The organism is Bartonella sp. MM73XJBT (assembly GCF_028618465.1).
Classification (GTDB): domain Bacteria; phylum Pseudomonadota; class Alphaproteobacteria; order Rhizobiales; family Rhizobiaceae; genus Bartonella.
The window spans coordinates 1-18597 of record NZ_JAQISY010000029.1; the positions used below are offsets into that span (position 1 = coordinate 1).

13 protein-coding genes, 1 tRNA gene and 2 pseudogenes are annotated in these 18597 nt (G+C 39.4%); 14 read left to right on the forward strand and 2 right to left on the reverse strand.

What is annotated here, in order from left to right; genetic code table 11:
- The 14 genes and pseudogenes from tuf to PVV69_RS07870 form a co-directional block, all read left to right on the forward strand.
- Positions 1-125 (forward strand): annotated as a pseudogene (gene tuf, locus PVV69_RS07810) (elongation factor Tu); the annotation flags it as partial.
- Between the two features lie 46 nt (positions 126-171).
- A tRNA-Trp gene (locus tag PVV69_RS07815) sits at positions 172-247 on the forward strand.
- A 216-nt stretch (positions 248-463) separates the two neighbouring features.
- A complete protein-coding gene (gene secE, locus PVV69_RS07820; RefSeq protein WP_273720977.1) occupies positions 464-676 on the forward strand; it encodes a preprotein translocase subunit SecE in 213 nt (70 codons plus the stop codon).
- A gap of 20 nt (positions 677-696) precedes the next feature.
- Complete coding sequence (gene nusG, locus PVV69_RS07825) at positions 697-1227, forward strand: transcription termination/antitermination protein NusG (protein ID WP_273720978.1); 531 nt, start codon at positions 697-699, stop codon at positions 1225-1227.
- Positions 1228-1238: 11 nt separating this feature from the next.
- A complete protein-coding gene (locus PVV69_RS07830) occupies positions 1239-1403 on the forward strand; it encodes a hypothetical protein (protein WP_273757070.1) in 165 nt (54 codons plus the stop codon).
- Positions 1375-1803 (forward strand): 50S ribosomal protein L11, encoded by a 429-nt coding sequence (gene rplK / locus PVV69_RS07835; RefSeq protein ID WP_183228998.1) that lies wholly within the window; start codon positions 1375-1377, stop codon positions 1801-1803. Before PVV69_RS07830 ends, rplK begins: the two co-directional genes overlap by 29 nt.
- Positions 1804-1807: 4 nt before the next feature.
- On the forward strand, positions 1808-2506 hold the full coding sequence (gene rplA, locus PVV69_RS07840; protein ID WP_273757076.1) for a 50S ribosomal protein L1: 699 nt from the start codon (positions 1808-1810) through the stop codon (positions 2504-2506).
- A gap of 365 nt (positions 2507-2871) precedes the next feature.
- A complete protein-coding gene (gene rplJ, locus PVV69_RS07845; RefSeq protein ID WP_273720980.1) occupies positions 2872-3390 on the forward strand; it encodes a 50S ribosomal protein L10 in 519 nt (172 codons plus the stop codon).
- Between the two features lie 102 nt (positions 3391-3492).
- Complete coding sequence (rplL, locus tag PVV69_RS07850) at positions 3493-3864, forward strand: 50S ribosomal protein L7/L12 (RefSeq protein ID WP_004860149.1); 372 nt, start codon at positions 3493-3495, stop codon at positions 3862-3864.
- 283 nt (positions 3865-4147) lie between these two features.
- Positions 4148-8296, forward strand: coding sequence for a DNA-directed RNA polymerase subunit beta (rpoB, locus tag PVV69_RS07855; protein ID WP_273757071.1), 4149 nt, complete (start codon positions 4148-4150; stop codon positions 8294-8296).
- Between the two features lie 178 nt (positions 8297-8474).
- Positions 8475-12686, forward strand: coding sequence for a DNA-directed RNA polymerase subunit beta' (gene rpoC / locus PVV69_RS07860; protein WP_273757072.1), 4212 nt, complete (start codon positions 8475-8477; stop codon positions 12684-12686).
- A 514-nt stretch (positions 12687-13200) separates the two neighbouring features.
- Positions 13201-13476: pseudogene (locus tag PVV69_RS10080) on the forward strand (hypothetical protein); the annotation flags it as partial.
- 366 nt (positions 13477-13842) lie between these two features.
- Positions 13843-14244, forward strand: a complete 402-nt coding sequence (locus PVV69_RS07865) for a hypothetical protein (protein ID WP_273757073.1) — start codon at positions 13843-13845, stop codon at positions 14242-14244.
- 565 nt (positions 14245-14809) lie between these two features.
- On the forward strand, positions 14810-17545 hold the full coding sequence (locus PVV69_RS07870) for an autotransporter outer membrane beta-barrel domain-containing protein (protein WP_273757074.1): 2736 nt from the start codon (positions 14810-14812) through the stop codon (positions 17543-17545).
- An 86-nt stretch (positions 17546-17631) separates the two neighbouring features.
- Here the strand turns inward: PVV69_RS07870 and PVV69_RS07875 are convergent, their stop codons facing one another.
- Both PVV69_RS07875 and PVV69_RS07880 read right to left on the reverse strand, forming a co-directional pair.
- The gene (locus tag PVV69_RS07875; protein ID WP_273757077.1) at positions 17632-17982 is read right to left on the reverse strand and encodes a toxin-activating lysine-acyltransferase; all 351 of its coding nucleotides are present in this window, start codon (positions 17980-17982) and stop codon (positions 17632-17634) included.
- 113 nt (positions 17983-18095) lie between these two features.
- Positions 18096-18597, reverse strand: a 502-nt coding sequence (locus PVV69_RS07880) for an HlyD family efflux transporter periplasmic adaptor subunit (RefSeq protein WP_273757075.1), incomplete at its 5' end; no start/stop codon positions are given.

The following is an 18597-nucleotide window of genomic DNA, read 5'->3' on the forward strand; positions in this document are numbered from 1 at the left end:
GTGATAATGTTGCGATGGATGTTTCATTGATTGTTCCTATTGCTATGGAAGAGAAACTTCGCTTTGCTATTCGTGAAGGTGGTCGTACTGTTGGTGCCGGTATCGTTTCTAAGATCATTGAGTAAGTGATGCTCTTTGAGGGGATTTGATGGTATGATTTAATAAAAAGTTAGGGGTATAGCTCAGTTGGTAGAGCGGCGGTCTCCAAAACCGCAGGTCGCGGGTTCAAGTCCTGCTGCCCCTGCCAGAGGGAAATGAGTTTTAACTATTAGGAGGTGGTTTTTTTACTGCCTTACTCTCTTTTTTTTCTATGGGGCTTGTTTTTTTGTGTGTGAATCGTTATTGAATAGAGAATGAGGAAGCTGCATAAGGTGCATAAGGTTTAAGATTGCCTTTTCGCATTTTTGTCGTATTTATTTTGTTGTATAAACACAATAAAGCTAGAAAGAGTATAGTGTGACTAATGGCATCTAAAACCAATCCGATTACCTTTTTAAAGCAGGTTTATGCAGAAACAGTTAAGGTGAAGTGGCCTACGCGTCGTGAAACAGTGATTTCGACTGTTATGGTGTTGTTAGTAACGACATTAGCTTCGGCTTTCTTTTTTGTTGTGGATCAAATTATGCATTTTGGTGTTTGGCGGGTTATTGATCTTCTAAAATATCTTTTTAGTTGAAAGTGCAAGGAAGTGTGACTGTGGCTACTCGTTGGTATATTGTTCAGGCATATTCAAATTTTGAAAAGAAGGTAGCGGAAGCTATTGAGAAGGAAGCAAAACAGAAGGGGCTTGATCATCTGTTTGAAAAGATTTTTGTTCCCACAGAGCGTGTTGTAGAAGTTCGTCGTGGACGCAAGGTTGATGCTGAGCGGAAATTTTTTCCTGGTTATGTTCTTGTTTGTGCTGAATTGACAGATGAGGTTTATCATCTCATTAAAAATACACCTAAAGTGACGGGTTTTTTGGGGTCAGATTCACGTCCCATTCCCATTTCTGATCGAGAAGTTGAGCAAATTCTTAAACAGGTTCAAGAAGGTGTTGATACTCCGAAATCTTCTGTATTGTTTGAGGTAGGAGAGCAGGTTCGCGTTGCTGATGGTCCTTTTGTTTCGTTTAATGGTATTGTTCAAGAGGTTGAAGAAGAGCGCTCTCGCCTTAAGGTCGAGGTGCTCATTTTTGGGCGTCCTACGCCTGTTGATTTAGAGTTTGATCAGGTTGAAAAACTCTGATGAGACTTAAAGTGGTTTTTATCACTTTGAGTAATTGGTGGGAGGTGATTTATGGCTTTTGTCGGCTTAATGAACCGAACCACTCAACTGCAGCAGGTGTCGGTCAAGCAAGTGTCCGTATACCAGTAAAATTGAAGGCAGATTGTTATGGCAAAAAAAAGTATAGGTCAGCTTAAGTTGCAGGTTCCTGCAGGAGCTGCTACTCCATCTCCACCGATTGGTCCAGCTCTTGGTCAGCGCGGTATTAATATTATGGAATTTTGTAAGGCATTTAATGCAGCTACACAAGAAATGGAAAAGGGTGCACCGATTCCAGTTGTGATCACTTATTACCAAGATAAGTCTTTTACCTTTTCTTTAAAGACTCCTCCTGTATCCTTTTTCTTAAAAAAGGAAGCAAATTTAAAATCTGGTTCAAAAGAGCCTGGTAAAGTGTCTGTAGGGAGCATCTCGCGCGATAAGGTACGTTCAATTGCAGAAGCAAAGATGAAAGATCTTAACGCAAATGACATTGAGTCAGCGATGCGTATGGTTGAAGGTTCGGCTCGCTCTATGGGCTTGGAAGTGGTGGGCTAATGTTATGGCAAAACTAGCAAAGAGAATAAAAAATATCCGCAAAGATGTTGATTTTAATCAACTTTATGCTTTAAATGATGCTGTTTCGATGGTTAAGGAGCGTGCAGTTGCTAAATTTGACGAAACAATTGAAATTTCAATGAACTTGGGTGTTGACCCGCGTCATGCAGATCAAATGGTTCGAGGTGTTGCTCATTTGCCCAATGGAACGGGGAGGAATGTTCGTGTCGCCGTTTTTGCGCGTGGGGATAAGGCTGATGAGGCTAAAGCTGCGGGTGCGGATATTGTAGGGGCTGAAGATTTATTTGAAAGTATTAATGGTGGGACGATTAATTTTGATCGTTGTATCGCAACACCGGATATGATGCCTCTGGTTGGTCGTCTTGGTAAGATTCTTGGTCCACGCAGTTTAATGCCAAATCCAAAAGTTGGTACTGTGACACTTGATGTTTCTGGTGCTGTTAAAGCTTCTAAAGGTGGTGCTGTTGAATTTCGTGTTGAAAAAGCCGGTATTGTACATGCTGGTATTGGTAAGGCTTCTTTTGGGGTTGAAAAAATAGTAGAAAATATTAAAGCTTTTGCCAGTGCTGTTATTAAAGCCAAGCCGCAAGGTGCAAAAGGTGAATATATTAAACGTGTTGCAGTTTCTTCAACTATGGGGATTGGGGTTAAAGTTGATCCTACAACAGTTCGTTCAGAGTGAGTTTAAACAGATTTATATTTTGGTTTGGGGTGTATGAATATCAAAATTATATTTTAAAATATCGATTTTTATCGGTATTTTGTTATCTAGGCTTTATCGAGCTTAGGTTATACCGGAGGAAATTCCGGAATATCCTGTCCGAGATTGTGGGTGATGCTATTGGAGTATCTTAATCAAAAAAAACCTGCATGAGACTGGGGTAAGAACTGAGAGTTAAAAGACTTAAAGGGTTTGAGCCAGGGTTGCCTTTAATCGCTGTGCGTGAAAAAGGGGACAGGATCCTCATCGGTGGCATAAGATATTTTATGTTATCAAAGGTAACCAACGGGTTTGTTTTAAGCAAATCTGTTAAATGGAGAGAGACAGTGAATAGAGCGGAAAAACGCGAATTTGTTACATGGCTTAACGAGGCTTTCCAGAAGTCTGGTTCTGTTGTTGTTGCACATTATTCCGGTCTGACAGTTTCGCAGATGAACGATCTTCGTTCGAAAATGGGTGAAGCTGGCGGAGCCGTTAAAGTCGCCAAAAACCGTCTTGCTAAAATCGCTCTTCAGGGCACGGAATCTGAATCAATAGCGTGTCTGTTTACGGGACAAACGCTTATTGCTTATTCGGAAGATCCAATTACAGCACCGAAAGTTGCTGTTGATTTTGCGAAAACCAATGACAAATTTGTCATCCTTGGCGGTTCAATGGGTGCAACAATTTTGAGTGTAGATGCTGTGAAGTCGTTGGCTTCATTGCCTTCACTAAACGAATTGCGTGCAAAACTTGTAGGTATGATTTCTACTCCTGCAACCCGTATCGCACAGGTTGTTAATGCACCTGGTGGTCAGGTCGCACGTGTTATTGGGGCATATGCTCAGGAGAATAAAGCGGCTTAAGACTGTTTTGTATTCATACTTATGGAAGAGTTTTGGTGCTTTTCTATTTTTTTGAATAAGTTTAAACAATGGTTCAAATCTTTTAATTGAAGGAATTTAAAAATGGCTGATCTAGCGAAGATCGTAGAAGACCTTTCTAACCTAACCCTTTTGGAAGCAGCAGAGCTTTCTAAGTTGCTTGAAGAAAAATGGGGTGTTTCGGCTGCTGCTCCTGTAGCTGTCGCTGCTGTTGCTGGTGCTGCTGCTCCAGCTGCTGAAGAAAAAACAGAATTTGATGTTATTCTTGTTGAAGGTGGTGCGCAAAAAATTAATGTTATTAAGGAAGTTCGCGCTCTTACAGGCCTTGGTCTTAAAGAAGCTAAAGATTTGGTGGAAGGAGCACCTAAACCTATTAAAGAGGGTGCTTCTAAAGACGAAGCAGAAAAAATTAAATCTCAACTTGAAGCTGCTGGTGCTAAAGTTGAGCTTAAATAAGTTTGATTTCATCGGCGAGCATTTATGTTCGCCGATTTCCTTTCTTCTAACGAGAAGGGAAATGATTAATGAAGAACTTTTCCCAGCTATCCAGTAGTTGTTGGGAGTGGTTTTTGCTCTTAGTCCCTCATTGTAGAGCTCATTGAATAGATGTTTTTTATAAGTGGGACAAGTTGGTAGTGCCCTTATTGGGTTGCAAGTGAACTGATCTGCATATGCAGGTTAATGATATAAGGCTTTCAAGGTGTAGTCTACCTTGAAAAGTAAAGATCAAGGAGCGACGATGGCTCAGACCCTAGCGATGATGTCTCAATTCAATGGTCGTAAGCGCGTACGCAAATTTTTTGGTAAGATTCCTGAAGTAGCAGAGATGCCGAATCTTATTGAGGTTCAAAAAGCGTCATACGATCAGTTTCTCATGGTTGAGGAACCAAAAGGTGGACGACCAGATGAAGGTTTGCAAGCTGTTTTTAAATCGGTATTTCCTATTTCGGATTTTTCCGGTACAGCTATGCTTGAATTTGTTGGTTATGAATTTGATTTACCAAAATTTGATGTTGAGGAATGCCGTCAGCGTGATTTGACTTATGCTGCACCATTGAAAGTGATATTACGTTTAATTGTTTTTGATGTTGATGAAGACACTGGCTCGAAGGATATCAAAGATATTAAAGAGCAGGGCGTTTATATGGGCGATATGCCTTTAATGACGACGAATGGTACCTTTATCATTAATGGTACAGAGCGTGTTATTGTTTCACAGATGCACCGTTCTCCTGGTGTCTTTTTTGATCATGATAAGGGGAAGTCCCATTCATCGGGGAAGTTTCTTTTTGCTGCGCGTGTTATTCCTTATCGGGGTTCTTGGCTTGATATTGAGTTTGATGCGAAAGACATCATTTATGCCCGCATTGATAGGCGACGTAAGATTCCTGTTACGAGTCTTTTGATGGCATTAGGCATGGATGCATCAGATATTTTGTCGACGTTTTATAATAAAGTGACTTATGAGCGAGATGGAGATGGGTGGCGTATTCCTTATTCTGTTGATCGCTTTAAAGGAATGAAGCTCGTTTCTGATCTTGTTGATGCAGACAGTGGAGAAGTTGTTGCTGAGGCTGGTAAAAAGCTAACGGTTCGTATTGCAAAGTCTTTAGCTGAAAAAGGTCTAAAAGCAGTTAAAGTCAGTGAGGATGATTTATTAGGGTGCTATTTAGCAGAAGATATTGTTAATTATCAGACAGGCGAGATTTATCTTGAAGCTGGCGATGAAATTGATGAGAAAATATTAAAGATTTTATCTGATGTTAATGCGGATCAGATCAATATCCTTGATATTGATCACATGAATGTTGGAGCATATATCCGCAATACTTTAAAAGTGGATAAAAATGAAAGTCGACAGGATGCATTGTTTGATATTTACCGCGTAATGCGTCCAGGTGAGCCACCAACAATCGATACAGCAGAAGCTATGTTCCATTCATTATTTTTTGATCCTGAGCGTTATGATCTTTCTGCTGTTGGGCGTGTTAAGATGAATTTACGTATGGATCTTGATTGTCCAGATACTGTTCGCATCTTGCGTCAAGAAGATATTCTTGCTGTTGTTAAGATGTTGGTTGAATTGCGTGATGGTCGTGGTGAAATTGACGATATTGATAATCTTGGCAATCGTCGTGTTCGTTCTGTTGGGGAATTGATGGAGAATCAATACCGCATTGGTTTATTGCGCATGGAGCGTGCGATAAAAGAGCGTATGTCATCGGTTGAAATTGATACAGTCATGCCGCAGGACTTAATAAATGCAAAGCCTGCGGCTGCAGCGGTTCGCGAATTTTTTGGTTCTTCGCAATTATCGCAGTTTATGGATCAAACCAATCCATTATCAGAAATTACCCATAAACGCCGTCTTTCTGCTCTTGGTCCGGGTGGTTTGACTCGTGAGAGAGCAGGTTTTGAAGTTCGTGACGTACATCCTACGCATTATGGTCGTATTTGTCCAATTGAAACGCCTGAGGGCCCTAATATCGGTTTGATTAATTCCTTAGCGACATTTGCACGTGTCAATAAATATGGTTTTATTGAAAGTCCATATCGTAAAATTGTTGATGGTAAAGTAACAACAGAAGTTATTTATCTCTCTGCTATGGAAGAATCAAAGCATTATGTAGCACAGGCTAATTCTTCATTAGATAGTGAAGGACGCTTTACAGAAGAATTCGTTGTTTGTCGTCATGCTGGTGAGGTTTTGATGGCACCCCGTGATCATGTAGATTTGATGGATGTTTCCCCAAAGCAGCTAGTTTCGGTCGCAGCAGCTCTTATTCCGTTTTTGGAAAATGATGATGCCAATCGTGCTCTGATGGGATCAAATATGCAACGTCAGGCAGTGCCTCTTGTACGTGCTGAAGCACCTTTTGTTGGTACGGGGATGGAATCCGTTGTTGCACGTGATTCGGGTGCAGCTGTGAGTGCAAAGCGGAGTGGTATTGTTGATCAAGTTGATGCAACCCGTATTGTTATTCGTGCAACAGAAGATTTAGATCCTTCAAAATCTGGCGTTGATATTTATCGCTTACAGAAATTTCAGCGTTCTAATCAGTCTACTTGTATTAATCAGCGTCCTCTTGTGCATGTTGGAGATCGGATAGAAAAGGGGGATATTATTGCAGATGGTCCCTCCACGGATCTTGGTGATTTAGCTCTTGGGCGGAATGTGCTTGTCGCTTTTATGCCTTGGAACGGATACAACTACGAAGATTCCATTTTGTTATCTGAACGCATTGTTGCCGATGACGTCTTTACTTCGATTCATATTGAGGAGTTTGAAGTTGCAGCACGGGATACAAAGCTTGGTCCTGAAGAAATCACCCGCGATATTCCTAATGTTGCAGAAGAAGCGTTAAGGAATCTTGATGAAGCTGGCATCATCTATATTGGTGCTGAAGTTCAACCTGGTGATATTTTGGTTGGTAAGATTACACCAAAAGGTGAAAGTCCCATGACCCCAGAAGAAAAGCTTTTGCGCGCGATTTTTGGGGAGAAGGCTTCAGATGTTCGTGATACTTCTATGCGAATGCCGCCAGGAACTTTTGGAACTGTGGTTGAAGTTCGTGTTTTTAACCGTCACGGTGTAGAAAAAGATGAACGTGCAATGGCAATTGAACGTGAGGAAATCGAGCGTTTGGCGAAAGACCGTGATGATGAACAGTCCATTCTTGATCGCAATGTTTATGCACGTCTTGCCGATATGTTGGCAGGTAAAGTAGCGGTAGAAGGACCGAAAGGTTTTGCAAGCAGTAAGAAGCTTGATAATACGATAATGGGTCAGTATCCGCGCTCACAATGGTGGCAATTTGCTGTTGAGGATGAAAAGCTTCAGAATGAAATTGAGGCTTTGCGCAAGCAATATGATGAATCAAAGGAAGCCTTGCAACGTCGCTTTATGGATAAAGTTGAAAAGGTCCAAAGAGGAGATGAAATGCCTCCTGGTGTCATGAAAATGGTGAAGGTTTTTGTGGCGGTAAAACGCAAAATCCAACCAGGTGATAAAATGGCGGGACGTCATGGTAATAAGGGGGTGGTATCTCGTATTCTTCCAGTAGAAGATATGCCATTTCTTGAAGATGGAACCCATGCTGATATTGTTTTGAATCCGCTTGGTGTGCCTAGTCGTATGAATGTTGGGCAAATTCTTGAAACGCATCTTGGTTGGGCATGTGCTGGCATGGGCAAGAAGATTGGCGATTTGCTAGAGTTATATCAAGAGACTGGGGATATCCTGCCTCTGCGTCAGCGTATCGAAAATCTTATGCCTGATAATGATCATAATGAACCAGTCCGTCAGTATGATAATGAAAGCCTCTACAAATTGGCGCAGCAGATGAAAAAAGGTGTTTCAATCGCAACGCCTATTTTTGACGGAGCGCATGAAGCTGATATCAATATGATGCTAGAGGATGCAGGTTTAGATAGCTCGGGTCAAGTTACGCTTTACGATGGTCGTACTGGAGAGCCTTTTGATCGTCCGGTGACGGTGGGTTATATTTACATGTTGAAGTTACACCATCTTGTTGATGATAAAATTCACGCGCGTTCGATTGGGCCATATTCGCTTGTTACACAGCAACCATTGGGTGGTAAGGCGCAATTTGGTGGTCAGCGTTTTGGTGAAATGGAGGTTTGGGCACTTGAAGCTTACGGTGCTGCATATACTCTACAGGAAATGTTGACAGTTAAATCGGATGATGTTGCTGGTCGAACAAAAGTTTATGAGGCAATTGTGCGTGGTGATGATACATTTGAAGCTGGTATACCTGAGAGCTTTAATGTGTTGGTAAAAGAAATGCGTTCACTTGCTCTCAATGTAGAACTTGATGATGCACGTGAACTTATTGCGCAGCGGGCATTATCTGATACATCGGAATAATAATTCAGGGAGCGCGCTGGAAAGAGTGCGCTCTGGTTGTCTTGAGAGGCTAAATCAAGAAACTTTTATGAAAAGAGCACAGACAGTTTTAAAAAGTAGAAATAGGCTTTAAATAACATCTGTGATAAAACAAATGAGATATTACAACAGGTTCTAAGAATCTTTGAAGGAGAACGGCATGAACCACGAGGTCATGAATCTTTTCAATCCTCAAGCGCCAGCGCAGACATTTGACTCTATTCGTATTTCCATTGCGAGTCCTGAGAAGATTTTGTCTTGGTCATACGGTGAGATCAAGAAGCCTGAGACGATTAATTATCGGACTTTTAAGCCAGAGCGTGATGGTCTTTTTTGTGCGCGTATATTTGGTCCGATTAAGGACTATGAGTGTCTATGCGGTAAATATAAACGCATGAAATATAAGGGCATTATTTGTGAGAAGTGCGGTGTAGAAGTGACACTTTCGCGTGTGCGTCGTGAGCGCATGGGCCATATTGAGCTTGCAGCACCGGTTGCTCATATTTGGTTTCTGAAATCATTACCAGGGCGTATTTCTACGCTTTTAGATTTAACTTTGAAGGATATTGAGCGGGTTCTCTATTTTGAGAATTATATTGTAACCGAACCAGGATTGACTTCCCTTAAGCTTCATCAACTTCTTTCCGAAGAAGAATATATGCTTGCTATTGATGAGTTTGGGGAAGATCAATTTACGGCTATGATTGGTGCTGAAGCTATTTATGAGCTTCTAGCAGGTATGGAATTAGAGAAAATAGCCAATGATTTGCGCGTTGAATTGTCTGAAACAACGTCGGAATTAAAACAAAAAAAACTGATTAAACGGCTTAAAATCGTTGAGAATTTCCTGGAATCTGGCAATAAACCAGAGTGGATGATTATGAAAACGATACCAGTTATTCCACCTGATTTACGTCCATTGGTTCCACTTGATGGTGGGCGATTTGCGACCTCAGATTTAAATGATCTTTATCGTCGTGTCATAAATCGTAACAACCGTTTAAAGCGTCTGATTGAACTGCGTGCTCCTGGAATTATTGTACGTAATGAGAAACGTATGGTACAAGAAGCCGTTGATGCATTGTTTGATAATGGTCGGCGTGGGCGTGTGATTACTGGGGCAAATAAGCGTCCATTAAAGTCTCTTTCAGATATGCTAAAGGGTAAACAAGGACGTTTCCGTCAAAACTTACTTGGGAAGCGTGTTGATTACTCAGGGCGTTCTGTTATCGTGACAGGTCCTGAATTAAAACTACATCAATGTGGTCTTCCTAAAAAAATGGCTCTGGAATTATTTAAGCCTTTTATTTATGCACGGCTTGATGCGAAGGGGTATTCGTCAACTGTAAAACAAGCCAAGAAGCTTGTTGAGAAAGAACATCCTGAAGTTTGGGATATCTTGGATGAAGTGATTCGTGAGCATCCTGTTTTGCTTAATCGTGCGCCGACATTACACCGTCTAGGGATTCAGGCTTTTGAACCTGTCTTGATTGAAGGCAAAGCTATTCAGCTTCATCCATTGGTATGTACGGCTTTTAATGCGGATTTTGATGGTGATCAGATGGCGGTTCATGTTCCGCTTTCTCTTGAAGCACAGCTTGAAGCCCGTGTTTTGATGATGTCAACCAATAATATCCTTCATCCAGCCAATGGTGCCCCGATTATTGTTCCATCACAGGATATGGTTCTTGGTCTTTACTATCTTTCGATTGTTTCTGAAAAAGAACCAGGAGAGGGCATGGCCTTTGCCGATATGGGTGAACTCCATCATGCTTTGGAAAATAAAATTGTAACGCTTCACACGAAGATAAAAGGTCGTGTTAAAAATATAGGCAAAGATGGAAAAGAGGTTGCTAAACTTTATGATACAACACCTGGTCGCTTAATTATTGGAGAGCTCTTACCAAGAAATTCAAATATCTCATTTGATACTGTCAATCAAGAGATGACTAAAAAGAATATTTCTAAAATGATTGATCAGGTTTATCGGCACTGTGGGCAGAAAGAGACAGTTATTTTCTGTGATCGTATTATGCAACTTGGCTTTTCTTATGCGTGTCGTGCGGGGATTTCATTCGGCAAGGACGATATGGTTATTCCTGATAGTAAGTCACGTTTGGTTGCAGAGACAGAAGCTTTGGCCAAAGAATATGAACAGCAATATAATGATGGTCTGATTACGCAAGGTGAAAAATATAACAAGGTTGTAGATGCGTGGGGTAAATGTACGGATCGCGTTGCCGATGAAATGATGAAACGCATTCAGTCCGTTGAATTTGATCCTAAAACGGGTCGTCAGCGTCCAATGAATTCTATTTATATGATGTCGCATTCTGGTGCACGTGGTTCTGCCAACCAGATGAAACAGCTAGCTGGTATGCGCGGATTAATGGCAAAGCCATCGGGTGAAATTATTGAAACCCCCATTATTTCAAACTTTAAAGAAGGGCTAACTGTTAACGAATACTTCAATTCGACACACGGTGCTCGTAAAGGGCTTGCTGATACTGCATTAAAAACAGCTAACTCTGGTTATCTTACACGGCGTCTTGTTGATGTTGCACAGGATGCTATTATTTCAGCTGTTGATTGTGGTACTGCAAAGGGGCTCACTATGCAGCCGATTGTTGATGCAGGGCAGATTGTTGCGTCTCTTGGGCAAAGAATTCTGGGGCGCACAGCGCTTATTGATATTTTGCATCCGGCTTCTGGAGAGGTTATCCTTGAAGGTGGCGCAATGATTGAGGAAGCTGATGTTGCTAAGATTGAAGAAGCCGGAATTCAATCTGTTCAAATTCGTTCTGCTTTAACATGTGAAACGCGTCTTGGTGTTTGTGCCAAATGCTATGGTCGTGATTTGGCGCGTGGGACACCAGTTAATCAGGGTGAGGCAGTTGGTGTTATCGCTGCTCAATCAATTGGTGAACCGGGAACCCAGCTTACGATGCGTACTTTCCACTTAGGAGGAACGGCGCAAGTTGTTGATTCATCTCATTTAGAAGCTTCTTATGAAGGTACCGTAGAGATTCGTAATCGCAATGTCGTTCGTAATTCTGAAGGTCATTTGGTGGTTATGGGACGTAATATGGCTATCCTTATCAAGGATGAAACCGGCAAAGAGCGTGTTGTGCATCGTGTGAGTTATGGTGCACATGTTTTTGTTGATGATGGTGACGTCGTTAAATGTGGCCAACGTATAGCAGAATGGGATCCTTATACCCGTCCGATTTTAACTGAAGTTGAGGGTTATGTAGGGTTTGAGGATATGATTGATGGTTTATCTGTTACTGAAACAGCTGATGAATCTACGGGTATTACGAAGCGTTTGGTGATTGATTGGCGTGCGAATCCTCGTGGTGCTGAGTTAAAACCAGCTATTATTATCCATGCGGATAAAAAAGGTGACAACATTGCCAAATTGCATAAAGGAGGTGAAGCCCGTTACATGATGTCAGTGGAAACTATTTTGTCTGTTGAACCTGGTTCTCATGTTAAGGCTGGTGATGTTATTGCGCGTTTGCCCATGGAAAGTGCTAAAACAAAAGATATTACAGGTGGTCTACCACGTGTAGCAGAGCTTTTTGAAGCGCGGCGTCCAAAGGATCACGCCATTATTGCTGAAGTCAGTGGTACAATTCGATTTGGTCGTGGTTATAAGAATAAACGTCGTATTATCATTGAACCAAATGATGAAACTCTTGAACCAGTAGAATATTTGATTCCCAAAGGTAAGTTGTTTCACTTCCAAGAAGGCGACCAAATTGAAAAAGGAGATTATATCCTTGATGGTAATCCAGCACCTCATGATATTTTGGCAATTAAGGGTGTTGAAGCTTTGGCGTCTTATCTTGTTAATGAAATTCAAGAAGTTTATCGTTTGCAGGGTGTTCTCATTAATGACAAGCACATTGAAGTGATTGTTCGCCAAATGTTGCAAAAAGTAGAAATTACTGAATCTGGGGATTCTGGTTATATTCCAGGCGATAATGTTGATCGTATTGAGCTTGATGAGATCAATGATAATTTGATTGCAGAAGGAAAGAGACCTGCATCCGGGACTCCTATCCTTCTTGGCATTACCAAAGCATCTCTTCAAACACCATCGTTTATTTCGGCAGCATCCTTTCAGGAGACAACAAGAGTGCTTACTGAAGCGGCAGTTTCTGGTAAAATTGATACTTTGCAAGGTCTTAAGGAGAATGTTATTGTTGGTCGTCTCATTCCAGCTGGTACAGGAGGAACGATTGCACAAATCCGCCGTATTGCAGCAGTTCGTGATGATTTAATCGTAGATGAGCGTCGCAAATCTAGCAATAATGAGGTAGCTAAGGCGATGTTGACAAATATGGCAACTGAAGCCGTTGCTGAATAATTTAAATAAATGTCATAAAGAATAAGAGGAGAGCGCCTGAATTTAGAATTCGGGCGTTTTTTATTTTACAATGCAGAAGATGTGCATTTTAAAAACAAATATGACAATAAAAATTGTGAGATGATAGTCATCTTAAGCATCTATGGTGGTTTGTTGTATTTTCTTATTAATACGCTTTATCTTTTTTTTAATTTATGAAATTTTTAAATGCTGTCAGATTAAAGCGTTTTTTTAAGGATTTCAAAGGAGAAGAGTACATAGGGTAATACAGCAGCGATATTTTAAAGAAAAATGGTGTCTTATCTAAAATAAGATAACGACTAATTTTAATATTTTTTATAAAAACTGAAAAAGCTATAATGAATGATCAAAAGTTTTTTATAATCGGAAAAGCAATTGATTTTTGCTATACAATATTTGCATGATGAAAAACGTTGTATTTCTTTCATATTTAAGACTTCAGGAAAGCAGAGAAAACGGTTTATAGAAAACAGAATTAGATAGAAAAAGCACATTGTTGGAATGCGGAATGCCAATCCTTTATGATAAGAATACAGAAAATACAAAAGTTAGCATCAATGTAAAAACAGTGATTTATATCTGCATGTTTCAGATAGGATTCTACTATAGAGATGGAGTAGTTTCGAGGAGGGAAGTCATGTTGTACTTTTAAAGAGGAAAACCTTCCCATTTGTTATCCTGGCACTGTCATTCCACAGAGAAGTATCAAGAAGCGCTTAAATAGCCCTTATTGTAAAAACATCCAGAACAATATGAATGTGCGCCTTAAGTCTGCTGGTAATGATCAACAATCCCCACCTTCATGTTTTTACGTGTCTGTGTGAGATTATTTCTTCAAAGCATTATGATAATGCTGTTTATCTATAGCTGGTACAAATGTGACACAATACTTGATAAAACCTCTCTAGGTTGTAACGCGAATATCGATAATAATTATAGATATAACGTTAAGGAAAGAGCAATTCAGCCGTAATTGTACTATATTTCTGACATGTAATGGCAGAAATTAGTGAAAATGAGATATATCAAAATGATAATGAAGGTTGATATCGTCTACCATTGTTTTGGAAATAAAAGACAGGATGTAAAGTAATTTATCGGTTGCTTTTAATATCAAATATTCAAGGATAGAAAAATGAAGCGGATTTTTAAATTATTAAGCGGGATCATTTTATTTATTATGGCAGGATGTTACCAAGAACAGCCTTCTCGAACAATTGTCGATGCATGGGAGAAGGCTGGAGCAGATCAAATTGAGATAAAAAAAGCTTTGCTAGAATGTGGAATACTACATCTTGATGGTCGTCTTAATATAGAAATGAGCCTCGATAAAAAATTAAACGAAGAGGAAGCAAAGCGTCTATGCATGATACAAGCAGGTTTCCATGAGAAATTTGGAATGGTGAAATTATGTGAGAAGCATGAAAATCTTCCGATTTGTCAGACTGATGCAATTATTCCTCAGCGAAATGTGGATAGACGTTTGAATAGTCCTCATTGTAAAGAATATAAAGAACAACCTGAATGCCAGCTTTAAATTTTTCTGCTGGTAATGATCAAAAACCCCACTTTCTTGCGTTTTCTTATCTATGCGAAATTGTTTCTTCAATCCATCATTTCCATTTAGTCTTGAACTATCTCGGAAAATAGGGCTGAGAAATATTAATAAGCTTACAAGGCTTCTATCGGAGGAATCCGTGTAGTTTCACTTTTTATCGATCTGTCATTTATATTTATATAATACAGTTCATATTGCTAAATATTTATTTCTCAGAATAATACATTTAGTTTAATATAAAATTCTTTTCAGAGTTTTTATTTTATAAATTTGTATAGGTATAATTTTACTAAATTTGTTTTTTGAAGATAGATAATGCTAGCTTTCTTAACTATTTTATACAACATCTTTAAAAGGTTGCAAGCGTAAATTGTGCTCTCTTATTTTATTCTCTCTTTACATAAAACACAAAATGTATTATGATTACTTTAATTTGCCGGATAAGCAGCTTATTGTTTATTTTATATCATCGTGTTTTGGTCCAGAGTTTGTTCTTTCCTGCATTTTTTGTTTTGCTGAGAAAAAGAAAGTTTGAAGAGGAATGATGATTAGGGTATCTAAAAGTCGCTTATACTCGTGCGTTTTTACAACAGCTATTTTTTCTTTTTTATTGAATATAAATGTTAACGCGAATTCTCCTTCATCTGTGTTATTTCCATGTGAGGAAGGAAAGTTACCTTATCAATGTAGTGATGGTGTAGAACATACAATTAGCGATAAAATATACAAATTTGTTAAATCCTCTAAAGAAGAAAAGGGAAGAGATAATTCTCTTATATTCTCTGCTGCCATAGTTGCACAGAAGGCAGGTACAGTTATTCAAGCAAATCGTCTAAAAATTAGTAGTATTGTTGGAGTACAAGATACTTATGGTGTTGTTGCATCGCAAGGGGGAAAAGTTGTTTTGAATGATTCAACTTTTAAGGATATGTCAACAGGTCTGAGAGCTAATAAGGGAATAATCGAGATAAATCGTGGAACAGTTGAGGCAATTGAGATAGGTGTTCATGCAGAAAAGCAAGGGGCATCTGTCCTTTTAACAAATGCGAAAATTAAGGTGAAAGGGCAGGATTTTAACCAAGGAGTAGCTCTGTTTAGTGGTGCCGATGCGATTATTAAGATGACGGGGGGATCGATTGATGTGGAAGATGCAGCAGCACTTTATGTAGGCATAAGGGGGCGTGCGACTTTAGAGGAGGTTAGCATTTTTTCAAAAGATCAACAAATCGATATAGATGAAGACGATGGGATTGGTCTTGCGGTTTTTAATGTAAATCAGCATGGCTCTATTTCTTTAAAAAAGAGCAAAGTTGTTGCAACCGATATTCATGGTTTATGGATGGGGTTAGATGCTCATACGCAATCAAGTGGGAGCGGAGAGGAAAATATTTTAATTTCACGCGTTAATATTGAAGATTCGAAAGTTACTGTTACAGGTAATAAATATGGCATGTACTTTGATATGAACAAAGAAAACAATGAATACCAACAGGGATTTGTTTTTCTGAAAAATACAACTTTTGATGTTCCAAATGGTACAGCTATTCATAGTCGTAAGAGCAGTGGTTATATTGGCTTAACAGAGGGTACAGAGATCACTGGTAACTTATTACTCACATCGGAGGAGGGATCTTCTGTAGCGATTTTAGCTGATTCTTCTTCCCTTATAGGGGGCACACGCGTTACAGATAATTCTGTCGCGGAACTTTATTTGACAGGAGGGTCAAAATGGATTTTGACAAAAAGGAAAGAGGCAAATTCGCAAAATTTAAACCGTGTAAATTCGTCTATTTCATTTGTAAAGCTTTCTGACAGTTCTCTTATCTTTGAAGATCCAACTTTGCAACAATACCAGACTCTTTATGTTGGAAAGGGAGGGGGAGAAGTTTACAATGCTCAGGATAATGCACGGATTTATCTCAATACGCATCTAGGTGCTGATGGCTCGCTTAATAATCAAAAGACTGACCGGCTTTTGATTCATGGTGATGTTTCCGGAAAAACCACAGTTTATGTGCAGTTTATTACAGCAAGTCAAGGGGAGACAGCAGGCGGTGAAAATTCTAAAACTATTTCACTTATTCAAGTCTCTGGAAAAGCAGCCGAAGATTCTTTTCAACTGGATAGTTCTTATATTGCGCTGGAAGGTTTGCCTTACCAATATTATCTGCGTGGGTATGGCCCAGATTCTTCTCTTGGGAGAGCAAAGAATTCTCAAAGATTAGTAAAAGGCGATGGGAGTTTTTGGGATTTTCGCCTTGAAAGTAAATACATTCAATCCATTCAAAAGACATCCAAACTCCCCCATGAGTTAAGAGTGAGAGATGTTGTTCCACAAATTCCAACTTATCTTCTTTTACCAAATGCTTTATTTCATGCTGGCTTGATGGATATTAATAATCAAAATGAGCAATTGAAAACTATACGCTCTGTTTCTAGTAGACAGATTGAGAGAACACCTAATTTCTTTGTTCATGGTTATGGTGGAAAACATCGTTATATCACAGATCTGTCCGCTCTTAAATATGGTTATGCAGGTGATCTTGATTATAATGCCATAGAGGCCGGTATTTTATTTAAAACAATTGAAAATGCATACAGTACAACATCCTTTGGCATTATGGGAACCTATGGAAGACTTTCTTTACAACCTCAGAATGTTGAACAAAGCCAAGAGAGTATATTTCATAAACAGTCAGTGACGGCCTATGGTAATGTGAAACATGAGGCTGGATTTTATGTGGATGGCCTTTTATCCTATGGTCTTTTAAAAGGCGATGTTCTCACTTCTGTACGGGGCAAAGCGGTAACATTAAAAGGAAGCCCTCTAAATATTTCATTATCTGCTGGTAAGGCATTTATGACTGGGTATGAAGGTTTTGTTTTTGATCCACAAATTCAATTTGTTTATCAGCATCTTCAATTTCATAAAGCACGCGATATCGATGGATTTGATGTTGATATGGGAAAACTTGATCAATGGGTAATGCGTATTGGTGGGCGTTTAACTAAGATATTTGCAGAGCCTGAAAAGGAGCGTACCATGTCTTTGTATGGCAAAATTCATCTTTCTCATAATTTTAGAGGAAAACAATTTGTGCATTTTAAAGATGCTTTTCAGTTAGGTTCTTTTGGCTCTTCTTTAGAAGCTGGTTTGGGTATTAATTCACAATTGTCTTCTAAAATGATACTTCACGGTGATCTCAATTATCAATATAAGCTTACCAAAGCTGGTTTTATTGGAATTCGTTTTTCTGGTGGATTGCGCTATCGTTTTTGAAATGGATTTGGAAAAAAGTTAAATCTAAGCAAATCTATTATGAGAAGAGTTTCTAAATGAATTTATACTCACTTATTTTATAATAACTATTTGGCTGGATTTTGTGTTCTGTAGCTACACCAGCGTGCAATTTTTCGTATTCCACCCTCTTCATTACGTCGTACAGCATAACAATAACGCTGATCAGGAAATATGTTTCGTTGCATATTGCGTACAATATGAGCAGTATGACCATAAGGTGCAACAAAATCGATGAACCATACGTATTTTCCATTCTGCCAATTGGCATCGGGTAAAAACTCTCCCGTTTTAAGCATAGAGTGATGATTTTTTTCATCTAAAAAAGCCCAAGTGATAAAGGCGCAAAATTCTCCACGTTCATTTTTATAGAGTTTATATTGCCCAGTCTGTAAAGCTGGACCTAAGTTTCGTTCAATATCCTAAATTCGCCAGCGACGGTATAAGGGAGATGTAAGCATTAAAATAATCATGGCACCCAAAGCCGTAAGAGGATCTATGGGTGATGGTAATAAATTTTCATTTACAGACATTATCTTTCCTTTAGAGATTGTTCTAAAATTTTTGTAATAGGTTCAAAGAAATAAGAAATGAGACGCCGTTTTGAAGTAATGACATCAGCTGTCACAGTCATGCCTGGAATAAATTTCAGCTCTTTCTGATTAAAAGTGATGTGAGCCTGGTCGATTTTGATTAAAACAGCATAAGCACCATTAATTTCTTGCTCACGGCGAGCTGTTGCACCTACATTCATAACTGTGCCATAGACAACACCGTAGCGTTCAGGCGGAAAGGCAGAAAATTTCACGTAAGCACGTTGTCCTTTTTCTAAAAAGCCAATATCTCTATTATCAAAAAACGCTTCAACAATGAGACCGCCCGCACCAGGGACAATACGCATGAGCGTTTTCCCCGCTTCTACAAAGCCACCCAAAGTGTGGATACTTAAATCATCAATGCGTCCATCAACAGGTGCATAAAGTGATAAATGGTCAAGACGATATTGGCAGCTGTCAAGTTTGGCTTTTAATCCT